This is a genomic window from Klebsiella sp. SYXHC3 (genome assembly GCF_057196925.1).
This window is the reverse complement of sequence record NZ_JBXUNG010000006.1, coordinates 24,422-38,801: the sequence shown is the minus strand read 5'-3', so window position 1 is coordinate 38,801 and position 14,380 is coordinate 24,422. Positions and strand designations below refer to the sequence as shown.

The following is a 14,380-nucleotide window of genomic DNA, read 5'->3' as shown; positions in this document are numbered from 1 at the left end:
CGGGTTTCGCGCCAATTTGCTCGCAGGCCGCGTACTCTCTAGCTTACCGCAAGTTTTCTAACTCTAATACACAAGGTTATCCACAGGAATAGTGGATAACTGCCTGCAGGCCGCGAGGTCTGCCACCCGGCAGAAAAGTCTCATCGGACCAAAGCCCGTGGCTAAAAAAAATTATCGAATTTTTTTTGATATTTATCAGCTAAAGACGGCTGGATTTTTTGCGTTTTCTGGACCACATTTCATCGTCCTGTCAACAAAAAATAGAGCCGTCTCGCAGGTTTATGCGGGGTTATTGCAGGGGGTCAGATCCAGGTACTGCGCGAGATCCTGACGCTGCGATGCGTCGGCAAGCCAGGGAATTTCCCCCAGCAGCGGCGCTGGCAATACCCGCGTTAAGGTTTGCAGATATTCGCGATGGCGTTTACCCGGTGGCTGGATATCGTTGGCGATCCAGCCCACGAGCGGCAGCCCGGCTTCGCGTACCGCCTGGGCGGTGAGCATCGCGTGATTGATACAGCCAAGTTTGACGCCGACCACTAAAATCACCGGCAATTGCTCCTGCTGCGCCCAGTCGGCGAAGGTCAGGGTTTCCGAGAGCGGCGTAAACCAGCCGCCCGCCCCTTCCACCAGCACCCAGTCGGCCAGGCGCTCCAGTTCGCGTAAACCGCTGGAAAGCGTCGTCGCGGCAATCGGTCGCCCTTCATCGGCGCTAATAATATGCGGCGAGGTCGGTTCGGCAAAAGTATAAGGGTTAACCTGTTCATAGCGCAGCGCCACCCGGCTATTACGCTGCAGGGCCAGCGCATCTTCATTGCGTAACCCTTGTGCGGTCAGGTCGCTCCCGGAAGCCACCGGCTTATAGCCTGCGGTGTTAAATCCCAGCTGATTCGCCGCCTGCAGCAGCGCGCTGCTGGCGACGGTTTTACCGACTTCAGTATCGGTTCCGGTGACGAAGAAACGTTTAGTCACGTTCAATGACTCCTGTAAAAAGATGATACGTCAGCGGGCACTGGCCCTGCTGTTGCGGCCAGGCCAGTTGCAGTTCACGCAGCTTGCCGCGGCTAAGCGGAGCAGACGCCCGCCCCTGATGTAAGTGGGTAGCGCCAATGCCCTTTAGCGAGCGCATGGCGCTTAACGCGTCGGCGAACGGTAAGCTAATCTGATGCACGACGCCTTCGGCGCGCAGGCCGCTCAGCGCCGCCCTTACCGCCTGTTCGCTGAGAAAACGGTTAGCATGGGGATGGTCGTCGACCGCCCGCCACGCTTGATTGAGTTCCGGTAGCGATCCGGCGAGCAACGTGGTGAACGCTACTCGCCCGCCGGGCCGCACCACCCGGTACAGCTCGCCGATTGCCGCGCTTAGCTCGTCACACCACTGCACCGCCAGGTTACTCCATGCCAGATCGAAGCAGGCATCCGGCAGCGGCAGCGCTTCGATATCGCCCTGTAGATAATGCTGCGCGGCGCCGTTGCGTTGCGCCTGCGCCAGCATCCCGGCGGAGAGATCCAGCGCGGTAACTTCGCTTCCCGCTTCGCGCCAGTAACGGCTCATGCTGCCGGGGCCGCAGCCGGCATCGAGCACCCGGGAAAAATCGCTCCTCGCCAACTGGCGCAGCAGCAATTCGGCGCTGCGGCGCTGCAGCTCATCATGTTGCGTATAGCCGCTGGCCGCCCGACCAAACGCCGCGGCGACCGCCTGCTTATTCACCTTGGCCATGCAGCACCTCCAGTAAACGCGCAATGTCCTCGGCCTGATGAGCGGCAGTCAGAGTCAGGCGCAGGCGAGCGCCGCCGACGGGAACCGTCGGCGGGCGAATGGCGGTAGCCCAGCAGCCGGCCTCGCGTAGGCTGGAGGCCAGAGCAAGCGCTCGCGCGTTATCGCCGACAATCAGCGGCTGAATCGCGCTCCGGGAATCGGTCAGCCCCAGCGAAACATCGCCCATTCCTGCGCGGAACTGACGGATGCGGGCGGTCAGGGTTTCCCGCCGCTGCTGGCCCTCATCGCTACGAATGATCCGCAACGCCGCGCTCAGCGCTACCGCCTGCGCCGGGGGCATCGCGGTGCTGTAGATGAGATGACGGGCAAACTGCAGCAGATAATCGGCCATCGATTCACTGCACAGTACCGCCGCGCCGCTTACCCCAAACGCCTTGCCGAAGGTGACTACCAGCAGCTCCGGGCGAACCGCCTGCGTATGACAGCTTCCGCGCCCTTCATCGCCAATCGCCCCGATTCCGTGAGCATCATCAACCAGTAATAATGCGCCGGCGCTGCGGGCTGCCGCCTGAATGTCAGCCAGCGGCGCGCTGTCGCCGTCCATGCTGAAAATCCCTTCGGTAACGACTAACTGCTGGCCGTCCAGCGGTTTCGCCAGCAGTTGAGCGAGCTGTTGCGGGTCATTGTGGGTAAAGCGGCGCAGCTGCGCCGGGCTGAGGCTTGCCGCCTCTAGCAGGGAGGCATGGCTCAGGCGATCGGCCACAATCCGATCGTCTTTTTCCGCCAGCGCGGCAATCAACGCCTGATTCGCGGCAAAGCCGGAGATAAACAGCAACGCGCGCGGATAGCCCAGCCAGTCGGCAAGTTCCTCTTCCAGCGCGCGATGCGCCTCGCTATAGCCGCTAACGTGGCCCGACCCGCCGGAACCGACGCCATAACGTTCCGCTCCCTGCTGCCAGGCGGCGATAATCTCGCCATGCTGGCTCAGGCCGAGGTAGTCATTACTGGAGAAGTTGAGCCAGCGCTCCCCTTCACGCTCCAGCCAGCGTCCGGCGCCGTGGCTTACCGGCAGGCGGCGACGTAAAGCCTCCGCCGCCCGCCGTTCATCCAGCGCTCGATCGATTCGTTGCTGCCAACTCATAGCGCCGCCGCGTTGTAGTATTCCTCTGTGTCCGGGGTGAGTAAGGCCTGCTCCAGGCGCTGCTGCTGCTCATTATCGCCTTCCAGCACCGCCGTCTGCTGCGGGTTAATCCCTAGCTTGCGGAACAGCTGCAGGTCTTTATCTTCTTCCGGGTTAGGCGTCGTCAGTAGCTTGCAGCCATAGAAAATCGAGTTCGCCCCGGCCATAAAGCACATCGCCTGAGTCTGCTCGTTCATCTGCTCGCGCCCGGCGGAGAGACGCACGTAGGAGGTTGGCATCATGATGCGCGCAATAGCGATCGTGCGGATGAAATCGAAGGCGTCGACATCGTCGTTATCCGCCAGCGGCGTGCCCTTGACCTTCACCAGCATATTGATGGGCACGCTTTCCGGCGGCGTTGGCAGATTGGCCAACTGCAGCAGCAGCCCGGCGCGATCGTTCACGGTTTCCCCCAACCCGACGATGCCGCCGGAGCACACTTTAATCCCGGCATCGCGCACCTTATCCAGCGTATCCAGACGCTCCTGATAGGTACGGGTGGTGATGATGTTGCCGTAAAATTCCGGTGAGGTGTCGAGGTTATGGTTGTAGTAATCAAGCCCCGCGCCGGCCAGACGCTGCGCCTGACTATCGGTAAGGGTACCGAGCGTCATACAGGACTCCAGCCCCAGCGCCTTGACGCCTTTCACCATCTGTTCCAGGTACGGCATATCGCGGTCGTTGGGGTTCTTCCACGCCGCGCCCATGCAGAAGCGGGTCGAGCCAGCGTTTTTCGCCTGACGCGCTGATTCCAGCACCTGCTCGACTTCCATCAGGCGCTCGGATTCAAGACCGGTTTTGTAGCGTGCGCTTTGCGGGCAATATTTACAATCTTCCGGACAAGCGCCGGTTTTAATCGACAGCAACGTACTGACCTGTACCTGACGCGGGTCAAAATGCTGGCGGTGGATTTGCTGCGCTTCAAACAGCAGATCGATGAGTGGTTTATTAAATAACTCAGTAACTTGCGACATTGTCCAGCGTGCGTGGTGAGTCATTGGCCTCTCCAAAAGGTTTTGTTAATTTGCGGTTCGGTTTATACTCGTAAACCTAAATGTTTTCAAAATGGTTTACAAGTCGCTTATGACACTGGACGATCTCGCTTTCGATCGGCGCCACATCTGGCACCCCTACACCTCTATGACTTCCCCCCTGCCGGTCTACCCGGTGGTTTCCGCCCACGGTTGCGAGCTGTCCCTCGCCGGCGGCGAACAACTGGTTGACGGCATGTCCTCCTGGTGGGCGGCGATCCACGGCTACAATCACCCGCGCCTGAATGCGGTGATGAAAGCGCAGATCGACCAGATGTCGCACGTGATGTTCGGCGGGATCACCCATCCGTCGGCGGTGGCGCTCTGTCGCCAACTGGTGGCGATGACGCCGGAATCGCTGGAGTGCGTTTTCCTCGCCGATTCCGGTTCGGTGGCGGTAGAAGTGGCGATGAAAATGGCGCTGCAGTATTGGCAGGCTAAAGGCCAGCCGCGCCGTCGTTTCCTGACCTTCCGCAACGGCTATCACGGCGACACCTTCGGCGCGATGTCGGTCTGCGATCCGCAGAATTCAATGCACAGCCTGTGGCAGGGCTACCTGCCAGATAACCTGTTTGCCCCCGCGCCGCAAAGCCGCTTCGACGGCGAGTGGGACGAGATGGATATGGTGCCGTTTGCCCGCCTGATGGCCGCGCATCGCCACGAAATCGCCGCGGTGATCCTCGAACCGGTAGTCCAGGGCGCCGGCGGGATGCGCATGTACCATCCGGAGTTGCTGAAGCGAGTGCGTAAAATGTGCGACCGGGAAGGGATTTTGCTGATCGCCGATGAGATTGCCACCGGCTTTGGCCGTACCGGCAAACTGTTCGCCTGCGAGCATGCCGGTATCTCCGCCGATATTCTGTGTCTGGGTAAAGCGCTGACCGGCGGTACCATGACCCTTTCCGCCGCCATCACCACCCGAACAGTTGCTGAAACCATCAGCAATGGCGAAGCCGGCTGCTTTATGCACGGCCCCACCTTTATGGGTAATCCGCTGGCCTGCGCGGTGGCAAGCGAAAGCCTGCGCCTGCTGGAGAGCGGCGAATGGCAACAGCAGGTAGCGGCGATTGAAGCCCAGCTGAAGGCCGAGCTGGCTCCGGCACGAGAGTCAGAATGGGTCGCCGACGTGCGCGTACTCGGCGCGATTGGCGTGGTTGAAACCCGTCATCCGGTGAACATGGCCGCTCTGCAGCGCTTTTTCGTTGAGCAAGGGGTATGGATCCGCCCGTTTGGCCGGCTGATTTATCTGATGCCACCGTACATCATCAGCCCACAACAGCTGACTCGCCTGACCCGTGCGGTCAATATGGCGGTACAAGAAGAAACATTTTTTAGCGAATAAACAGCGGAATTGCGCCGTCGGGAAAGCTACACTTCTTTGTTAATCAGCGCATTATCAATGAGGATGAAGCATGAAACTGACCAGTCACGATCTGCAAGACGGCGGCAAGCTGCCTAATCGTCACGTATTCAACGGTATGGGGTACGATGGCGATAATCTTTCGCCGCATCTGATGTGGGACGACGTTCCCGCAGGAACCAAAAGCTTTGTCGTCACCTGCTACGACCCGGATGCGCCGACCGGTTCCGGCTGGTGGCACTGGGTGGTAGCCAACCTGCCTGCCGATACCCGGGTTTTACCGCAGGGGGCCGGTTCCGGTCAGGCGGAGCTACCGGAAGAGGCCATTCAGACCCGCACCGATTTTGGTAAGGCCGGCTACGGCGGCGCGGCGCCGCCGAAGGGTGAAACCCACCGCTACATTTTTACCGTGCACGCGCTGGATATCGATAAGATTGATGTCGATGCCGAGGCGAGCGGCGCGATGGTCGGCTTTAATGTCCATTTCCATTCGCTCGCCAGCGCTTCCATCACCGCCCTGTTCAGTTAATTATCCCCCCGGATAGCGGCTTGCGCCTTATCCGGGCAACCCGCGGCACCGGTATATTGTCGGGTGGCGCTGCGCTTACCCGACCTACGGTCCGTGCGGCCTGCCTTTAATTTATTCACCATGCTTGCTGAAACTGCCGTTGTTGGCGGCCTCAAAATCGCTGAGACGTTCCCGGAAGGCCGGGGCAGCCCGCATGGATGCGGGCTGAGGGCCGTGTTTTGCAAGGACGCTGCCTCGGCCCGACCCGAAGCCTGCAGGGATAAGTCGAAGGTACCACGAAGTGGCGATTTTGGCGGCCAGAGCCCGGGGGTACAGGGGGCGGCGGCGACTGGCCGCCCCCTGTGCGCTCCCTGCGCCATGAGGGGCATAACGCAGAAGAAATATTGGGAGCGCAATGTGTCGAAATTAACACAAAGCACATGTTTTCCCCGACCAAAACCGTTGCAAACCGATAACAGTATCTACGGTCCAAACGTAGCCCCGGTAAGCGCAGCGCCACCGGGGAGATTGACCTTACTGTTCCGTGGCCACCTGCAGCGCGGTTTTACGCACGCGCGCGTACCACACCACCGTCAGCAGCCCCAGCCAGACCAGCCCGGCTAACAGCGCCACGCGCGTCTCTTCCACCATTCCCAGCACGGCGATCACCAGCCCCATAAACAGTAGCGTCAACAGCGGGCCAACCGGCCAGAAGGGGATCGGGAATTCGATCTTACTGCGCTCTTCGGCCGACAAACCGCGGCGCATCGAGAAATGAGAGAGCAGGATCATCAGCCACACCCAGACGGTGGCGAACGCCGCCAGCGAGGCAATCAGGACAAAGACCTGTTCCGGCATCAGATAGTTAAGCACCACCGCCACCAGCAGCGCCACGCCCATCACCACAACCGTCATCCAGGGTACGCCGTTGCTGGCGATCCGCTGGAAGCACTTCGGCGCAAGCCCCTCTTTTGACATACCGTACATCATGCGCCCGGCGCCAAAAATATCGCTGTTAATCGCCGAGATACTGGCGCTAATCACGATGATATTCAGCACGGTCGCCGCCGCCGGGATCCCGAGGCCATCAAAGATCAGCACAAACGGACTGCCCTGCTCACCAAAACTATTCCACGGGAAGATCGCCATCAGCACCGCCAGGGTGCAGACGTAAAACAGAATAATACGCAGCGGTATGGTGTTGATGGCCTGCGGGATGACCTTCTTCGGGTTCTGCGCTTCCGCCGCGGTGACGCCGATAATCTCTACACCGCCGAAAGCGAACATCACGATGCCAAGCGAGGCGATGATCCCCTGCCAGCCATTTGGCGCAAAGCCGCCGTGGCTCCACAGATTTTCCAGCCCGGTGGCCGGGAAACTATGGCCAAAGCCAAAGAAAATAATCCCCGCGCCCGCCGCCATCATAGCGATAATCGCCACCACTTTAATCAGCGACAGCCAGAACTCCATCTCGCCGAACACCCGCACGTTGCACAGGTTCATCGCGCCAATAAAGAAGATGATGCTGAGGATCCAGATCCAGCGCGGCACATCGGGATACCACAACCCCATATAGATACCGAACGCGGTGACGTCGGCCAGCGCCACGATCACCATTTCAAAGGTGTAGGTCCAGCCGGTAATAAATCCGGCCAGCGGCCCGAGATACTGGCGAGCGTAGCTGCCGAAGGAGCCGGAAACCGGATTGCGCACCGCCATTTCACCCAGCGCGCGCATGACCATAAAGACCGCCGCGCCGCCGATCAGATAGGCCAGCAGCACCGCCGGACCCGCCGCCTTAATGGCGGAGGCCGAACCGTAGAACAGCCCGGTGCCGATAGCGGAACCGAGCGCAATAAAACGAATGTGTCGGGCATTCAGCCCGCGCAGCAGATGCGGTTTGTGTTGTTGTTGCATATACAGGTGTCCTGGTTTTTTTATATGACGACAAATATGCGATGTAGGACGGCCGGGGGGATGACATCCCCCCGACGCGGGTACAGAGAACAACGGTGATTAATTCAGGCCAGGCAATACGGCAGGCAGCAGACGCGTCAGGTGACGTGCGGCCAAAAGCTCGGTGGCATTTTCAATATCAGGAGCGAAGAAACGGTCTTGGGTATAATGCGGCACGCGTTCGCGCAGCAGATGACGCGCCTCTTCCAGCAGCGGACTGGTGGTCAGCCCTTCGCGCATATCCAGCCCCTGCGCCGCCGCCAGCCACTCAACGGCCAGCACCCCGCGGGTGTTTTCCGCCATCGCCCACAGGCGACGACCGGCAGCCGGCGCCATCGAGACGTGGTCTTCCTGGTTCGCGGAGGTGGGCAGGCTGTCAACGCTATGCGGGTGCGACAGCGCTTTGTTTTCACTGGCTAAAGCCGCCGCCGTGACCTGGGCTATCATAAAGCCGGAGTTGACGCCGCCATTTTTCACGAGGAACGGCGGCAGCTGCGACATATGGCTGTCCATCATCAGCGCGATGCGGCGCTCGGAGAGCGAGCCGATTTCCGCGATCGCCAGTGCGATATTATCCGCCGCCATCGCTACCGGTTCGGCATGGAAGTTACCGCCGGAGATGACGTCATTTTCGGCGGCAAAGACCAGCGGGTTATCGGAGACCGCGTTCGCTTCGGCTAACAATACTTCCGCCGCCTGGCGGATCTGCGTCAGGCAGGCGCCCATCACCTGCGGCTGACAGCGCAGAGAGTACGGATCCTGCACCTTGGCGCAGTTATGATGCGACTGCGAAATCGCGCTGTCATCGGTCAACAGGTGGCGATACAGCGCCGCCGCATCAATCTGACCACGCTGGCCGCGCACCTCGTGAATACGCGCATCGAACGGACGACGCGAACCCAGCGCCGCTTCGGTGGTTAACGCCCCGCAAACGACCGCGGAGGCGAACAGATCTTCGGCTTCGAACAGACCGCGCAGCGCAAAGGCCGTCGACGCCTGGGTGCCGTTCAGCAGCGCCAGACCTTCTTTCGCCGCCAGGGTAATCGGCTCCAGCCCCGCCTGACGTAACGCTTCCGTCGCCGGCAGCCATTCGCCGCCGCGTACCCGCGCTTTGCCTTCGCCAAGCAGCGTCAGCGACATATGCGCCAGCGGCGCGAGGTCGCCGGAGGCGCCGACGGAACCTTTCGCCGGGATCCACGGCGTCACGCCGGCATTCACCAGGCCAATCAGCGCCTGGATCACGCTCAGGCGGATCCCGGAGAAGCCGCGGGACAGGCTGTTAATCTTCAGCACCATAATCAGGCGCGCCAGGTCATCATCCAGCGGCTCACCAACGCCCGCCGCATGGGATAGCACCAGCGAACGCTGCAGGTTCTCCAGATCTTCCGTCGAGATACGGGTCTGCGCCAGCAGGCCAAAACCGGTGTTGATACCGTAGGCGGTCCGCCCTTCGGCAAGGATGGCGTTAACGCAGGCCACGCTCTCATCAATCGCGGCAAACGCGCTGCTATCGAGGGTAATGTTCAGCGGGTGGCTGTAAACGTCGCGGAGCTGCGACAGGCTCAGTTGCCCCGGAATTAGCGTTAAAGATTTCATTTAGCGTTCCCCTGCGTTGCCGCAACCATCGGAAGATTCAGACCCTGTTCCACCGCGCATTCAATGGCGATATCGTAACCCGCGTCGGCATGACGCATTACGCCGGTCGCCGGGTCGTTATGCAGGACGCGAGCGATACGCGCCGCCGCTTCATCGGTACCATCACAGACGATAACCATCCCGGAGTGCTGCGAGAAGCCCATGCCTACGCCGCCGCCGTGGTGCAGCGACACCCAGGTCGCGCCGCTGGCGGTATTAAGCAGTGCGTTGAGCAACGGCCAGTCAGATACCGCATCCGAGCCGTCGCGCATGGCTTCGGTTTCGCGGTTCGGGCTGGCGACGGAGCCGGAATCAAGGTGATCGCGGCCAATCACGATCGGCGCGGAGACTTCGCCGCTACGTACCATTTCGTTAAAGGCCAGCCCCAGCTTCTGCCGCCACTCCAGACCTACCCAGCAGATACGCGCCGGCAGTCCCTGGAAGCTGATGCGCTCGCGCGCCATATCCAACCAGTGGTGCAGATGCTTATCATCTTTAATGATCTCTTTCACTTTCGCGTCGGTTTTGTAGATATCCTGCGGATCGCCGGACAGCGCTACCCAACGGAACGGGCCGATACCGCGGCAGAACAGCGGGCGGATATACGCCGGCACGAAGCCCGGGAAATCGAAGGCGTTGCTGACGCCCATTTCCTGCGCCATCTGGCGGATGTTGTTGCCGTAGTCGAAGGTCGGTACGCCCATTTCATTAAAGGCCAGCATCGCCTGAACGTGGTCGGCCATCGAGCGTTTCGCCGCCAGAATAGTGCCCTGCGGATCGGATTCGGCTTTCTGCTGATACTCTTCCCAGCTCCAGCCTTTCGGCAGATAGCCGTGCAGCGGGTCGTGGGCGCTGGTCTGGTCGGTGACCATATCCGGGCGCACGCCGCGTTTCACCAGTTCCGGAACGATATCCGCGGCGTTGCCGCACAGGGCGATAGAGATGGTGCGGCCTTCGGCGGTGTATTTTTTGATGCGCGCCAGGGCGTCATCCAGAGAAGTGGCCTGTTCATCCACGTAGCGGGTACGCAGACGGAAATCGATGCGGCTCTGCTGGCATTCAATGTTCAGCGAGCAGGCGCCTGCCAGCGTCGCGGCCAGCGGCTGCGCGCCGCCCATGCCGCCCAGACCGGCGGTTAACACCCAGCGGCCTTTCAGGCTGCCCTGATAGTGCTGGCGACCGGCTTCGACGAAAGTTTCGTAGGTGCCCTGCACGATGCCCTGGCTACCGATATAAATCCAGCTGCCGGCGGTCATCTGGCCGTACATCGCCAACCCTTTGGCATCCAGTTCGTTGAAGTGTTCCCAGGTGGCCCAGTGCGGGACCAGGTTGGAGTTAGCGATCAGCACGCGCGGCGAGTTTTCATGCGTTTTAAATACGCCGACCGGTTTGCCGGACTGCACCAGCAGGGTCTCGTCGCTTTCCAGGTTTTTCAGCGCCTTCACGATAGCGTCATAGCATTCCCAGTTGCGCGCAGCGCGACCGATACCGCCATAGACCACCAGCTCATGCGGGTTTTCGGCGACATCGGGATCGAGGTTGTTCATTAACATACGCAGCGGCGCTTCGGTCAACCAGCTCTTGGCGGTAAGCGTCGTGCCTCTCGGGGCACGTACGTCCAGCTGGCGATATTTGCTTTGCGACATCGGGGTTTCTCCTGACAATTAACGTTGTGTACGTAGATACATATACTTGTCTATACAACCATACGCAAGCCAGGATTTAACAGAAATGATACAATTTTGTTATATTGCGTCAGCAATCACGTTTTGCTGACGCCAGGGAGAATTACGAGCTGAAATGGCCCTGCAGACGGTAGCGCGCGCCGGGGAACAGCAGGCGAGCGTGTGAGACAATATGCGTCGTCGACCAGGTGCGGCGGCGAATAAGCAGGCAGGGATCGTGCGGCAGGATGCGCAGCAGCGCGCACTCTTCTGACGTCGCCTGCACCGCCTCGACGATATGTTCGCCTTCGGTTAACGGCGCGATGAGCGATAGATAATCATGCGGCGTGGTGGCGGTGTAATCCTGTAGTAGATAGTCCGGCACCACCGCGGCATTGACGCAGCGATCTTCAATTTGTACCGGGACCTCGTTTTCGAAATGCACCATCAGCGAATGGAAGATACGCGTGCCTTCGGCGACGTTGAGCGCCTCCGCCTGGATAACGTCCGCTTCGGTCTCCTCTAAAAGCAGCACCTCGCAGCGGTGCTGGTGACGGCGGGAGGCAATCTCATCGGCTATGCTGCGCACTTCAAACAGCGCCGACTGCCCTTTCGGCTCGGCGACGAAGGTACCGACTCCCTGTAGCCTCACCAGCAAGCCTTCATCCGTCAGTTCGCGCAGCGCGCGGTTGATGGTCATGCGGCTGAAGCCGAACTGGGCGACCAGTTCAGCCTCCGAGGGAATTCGGTCGTGCGGACGCCACTCGCCGCGGTGGATCTTTTCGCTGATCGCCTGCTTCACCTTTTCATAGAAAGGCGCGGGCGCGGAACGAGGTTGTTGTGCAAACATGGCCTGGCTTTCCTTATGCGTAATAAGCGGAGCGGCGAAACGAAAATAATAGCGCGGATCGCTAGCGCCACCAATGGGCGATTTGCCATGCCAGACGGGCCGCCGCGCGGGCGCCCTGTCCGTCGATGTCAAATTGCGGATTAAACTCGACCAAATCCACCGCCTGTAGCTTACCGCTGCGGCACAACGGCTCAACGATCCGCAGCAGGGTCGCCAGCGGCACGCCCAGCGCCGCCGGCGCGGAAACCGCCGGCATTTCGCGCGCCGGCAGCACGTCGAGATCGATAGTCAGATACAGACGGTCGAATTGCGCGATATTGCGCTCAAGCTCCGGCAACACGCGTGTTTCGAAGGCTGCCAGCACCTCCAGATCTTCAACGATAGCCACCTGGCGGCGCGCCGCTTCATCCCATAACGCCTGGGTGTTCGCCGCCCGGCTGACGCCAATGCAGGTATAGTGAAAACCTCGCTGCTGCGCTTCACACTCCAGCGCCAGCTGGCGGAATGGCGTCCCGGAACTGGCGCATTCGGCAAAGCGTAAATCCAGATGCGCATCGAGATTAATAATGCCCACTTTTTCGCCCGGGAAGGCGTCCAGTACCCCAGCGCCGTGGCCGAAGGCCGTCTCGTGACCGCCGCCCAGCACCAGCGTGCGTTTGCCGGCGCGTTGACAGGCGGCCACCGCCTCGCGTAGCGCCTGGTGCGCGGCTTCTAACTGTTCACCGTCGACGCTAATCGTGCCCATATCCACGCAGCGGTCATGGCCCTGATGGCTGGCCATATTGGCCAACGCCCGGCGTAGCGTTTCCGGGCCATCTCCGGCGCCGGTGCGCCCTTTATTACGCCGTACGCCTTCGTCGCAGGCGAAGCCGAGCAGCGCGATATCGCCGGGCATCTCCTGCGGCGCGAAGCGTTCCGCGCGGGCGATGGTCTGGAACAGGCGCAGCGCATTAGGCGCTTCCGCGCTATCATCACGCCCCTGCCAAAGGTTGGCGGGCGTAGCTTGCCACAGCATCATTGCAGTTCTCCTCGTACCACGCGCCCCCAGAGCGGCGCGCGCCCCGGCTCATACACCATCTCGACCGGGTGCTCGGCATCCCAGATAGCGAAGTTTGCGACAAAGCCCGCCGCCAGCTGACCATGGCTCTCCTGTCGCCCCAGCGCCCGCGCGGCATGGCGAGTCACCCCGGCCCAGGCCTCTTCCGGCGTTAAACCAAACTTGACGCAGGCCATGTTCATCGCCAGATGCAGGCTAGCGAAGGGGCTGGTGCCCGGGTTGAAATCGGTCGCCACCGCCATCGGCACCTGGTACTTGCGCAGCAGTTCCACCGGCGGTTTGCGGGTTTCATTGAGGAAGTAGAACGCGCCGGGGAGCAGGGCCGCCACGGTGCCGCTTTCGCGCATCGCCGCCACGCCCTCTTCCGTCAGATACTCGATATGGTCGGCGGAAAGCCCATGATAGCGGCTCACCAGTTGTGCGCCGCCCAGCGACGAGAGCTGCTCAACGTGGCCTTTTACCGGAATGCCCAGCGCCTGCGCGGCCTGAAAGACGCGCTCGGTTTGCTGTGGGCTGAAGCCGACGTTTTCACAGAAGACGTCAACGCTTTCAAACAGCCCCTCTTGCCACAGCGTCGGCAGTATGGTCTCGCAGACCAGCGAGATATAGCCATCGGCGTCGCCATGATATTCCGGCGGCGTGGCGTGGGCGGAGAGCAGCGTCGCCGACAGTTCTACGCCATTGTCGTCGGCCAGTTGTCGGGCGACCCGCAGCATTTTGCGTTCGTTTTGCAGATCGAGACCGTAGCCTGATTTAATCTCCAGCGTTGTCACCCCTTCACGCAGCAGGCGAGCAAGACGCGGCTGCGCCAGCGCCAGTAGTTCAGCTTCGCTGCTTTCGCGCGTGGCGCGCACGGTGGAGTTAATGCCGCCGCCGTTGGCGCTGATGGTTTGATACGACACGCCGTTCAGCCGCTGCTCCCACTCCTGCGCCCGGCTACCGCCAAAAATCAGGTGAGTGTGGCAGTCAATGAGGCCCGGCGTCAGCAGCCGGCCTTCGAGGTCGATACGACGCCCCGCCGGGGCGTCAGCGTCGTCGACGATCGCCTCGATACGGCCGTTACGCACCAGCAGCGCATGGCGCTCCAGCAGGCCGTACGGTTGGGAATAATCAGGGTTCAGGGTGGCGAGACGCGCGTTTCGCCAGATAACGAGTTCAGAGGTGGCTTCAGTCATAGCGTTCAACTTGTCATGGGTTGTATAGACATTTATTTTCATAACGCCGGTAATGTCAATAAAAGCGCGGGTAAATGTTATTTTTTTGTGACTACAGACGTTCCACTGTCACCAGGTATTGCGTAAAGAAGTGAAGTTTTTGAACTGGCATCTTCCCGTTTCGTTCAAGTTAGTATAAAACAGCAGGTTTTAAAGGACTTATACCCTGTCGCGCACAAAGGGTATGTAACTTTGCATATTATCGCCC

The 14,380-nt window shown here is 60.6% G+C and carries 12 protein-coding genes; 2 read left to right on the top strand and 10 right to left on the bottom strand.

Annotated elements, in window-relative coordinates; all coding sequences use genetic code 11:
• Positions 1-279: 279 nt before the first annotated feature.
• From bioD to bioB, 4 genes are read right to left on the bottom strand one after another with little or no spacing between them, the layout of a single operon-like run.
• Positions 280-969, bottom strand: a complete 690-nt coding sequence (gene bioD, locus AC2CGP_RS16105; protein WP_475702361.1) for a dethiobiotin synthase — start codon at positions 967-969, stop codon at positions 280-282.
• Entirely contained in the window at positions 962-1,717 is a 756-nt protein-coding gene (gene bioC, locus AC2CGP_RS16100) for a malonyl-ACP O-methyltransferase BioC (RefSeq protein ID WP_087867908.1), read from the bottom strand. The genes bioD and bioC overlap by 8 nt, the downstream gene beginning before the upstream one ends.
• A complete protein-coding gene (bioF, locus tag AC2CGP_RS16095; protein WP_475702362.1) occupies positions 1,701-2,858 on the bottom strand; it encodes an 8-amino-7-oxononanoate synthase in 1,158 nt (385 codons plus the stop codon). Before bioF ends, bioC begins: the two co-directional genes overlap by 17 nt.
• On the bottom strand, positions 2,855-3,895 hold the full coding sequence (gene bioB / locus AC2CGP_RS16090; RefSeq protein WP_045364657.1) for a biotin synthase BioB: 1,041 nt from the start codon (positions 3,893-3,895) through the stop codon (positions 2,855-2,857). The genes bioF and bioB overlap by 4 nt, the downstream gene beginning before the upstream one ends.
• A gap of 85 nt (positions 3,896-3,980) precedes the next feature.
• Between bioB and bioA the strand changes: the two genes are divergently transcribed.
• Both bioA and AC2CGP_RS16080 read left to right on the top strand, forming a co-directional pair.
• On the top strand, positions 3,981-5,270 hold the full coding sequence (gene bioA / locus AC2CGP_RS16085) for an adenosylmethionine--8-amino-7-oxononanoate transaminase (protein ID WP_475702363.1): 1,290 nt from the start codon (positions 3,981-3,983) through the stop codon (positions 5,268-5,270).
• Between the two features lie 70 nt (positions 5,271-5,340).
• A complete protein-coding gene (locus AC2CGP_RS16080) occupies positions 5,341-5,817 on the top strand; it encodes a kinase inhibitor (RefSeq protein WP_015704792.1) in 477 nt (158 codons plus the stop codon).
• Positions 5,818-6,330: 513 nt separating this feature from the next.
• Here the strand turns inward: AC2CGP_RS16080 and AC2CGP_RS16075 are convergent.
• The 6 genes from AC2CGP_RS16075 to hutI form a co-directional block, all read right to left on the bottom strand.
• Positions 6,331-7,713, bottom strand: a complete 1,383-nt coding sequence (locus AC2CGP_RS16075; RefSeq protein WP_015367620.1) for an amino acid permease — start codon at positions 7,711-7,713, stop codon at positions 6,331-6,333.
• A 99-nt stretch (positions 7,714-7,812) separates the two neighbouring features.
• Entirely contained in the window at positions 7,813-9,348 is a 1,536-nt protein-coding gene (hutH, locus tag AC2CGP_RS16070) for a histidine ammonia-lyase (protein ID WP_015367622.1), read from the bottom strand.
• Positions 9,345-11,033 carry a urocanate hydratase gene (gene hutU / locus AC2CGP_RS16065; protein ID WP_475702364.1) on the bottom strand — a complete coding sequence of 563 codons (1,689 nt, stop codon included), beginning with the start codon at positions 11,031-11,033 and terminating at the stop codon, positions 9,345-9,347. The genes hutH and hutU overlap by 4 nt, the downstream gene beginning before the upstream one ends.
• A 142-nt stretch (positions 11,034-11,175) precedes the next feature.
• Entirely contained in the window at positions 11,176-11,901 is a 726-nt protein-coding gene (locus AC2CGP_RS16060) for a histidine utilization repressor (RefSeq protein WP_015367624.1), read from the bottom strand.
• A gap of 61 nt (positions 11,902-11,962) precedes the next feature.
• The gene (gene hutG / locus AC2CGP_RS16055; RefSeq protein ID WP_015704790.1) at positions 11,963-12,919 is read right to left on the bottom strand and encodes a formimidoylglutamase; all 957 of its coding nucleotides are present in this window, start codon (positions 12,917-12,919) and stop codon (positions 11,963-11,965) included.
• Positions 12,916-14,175: an imidazolonepropionase gene (gene hutI, locus AC2CGP_RS16050; protein ID WP_162184077.1), complete on the bottom strand. Its 1,260-nt coding sequence runs from the start codon at positions 14,173-14,175 to the stop codon at positions 12,916-12,918. Before hutI ends, hutG begins: the two co-directional genes overlap by 4 nt.
• Positions 14,176-14,380: the final 205 nt, after the last annotated feature.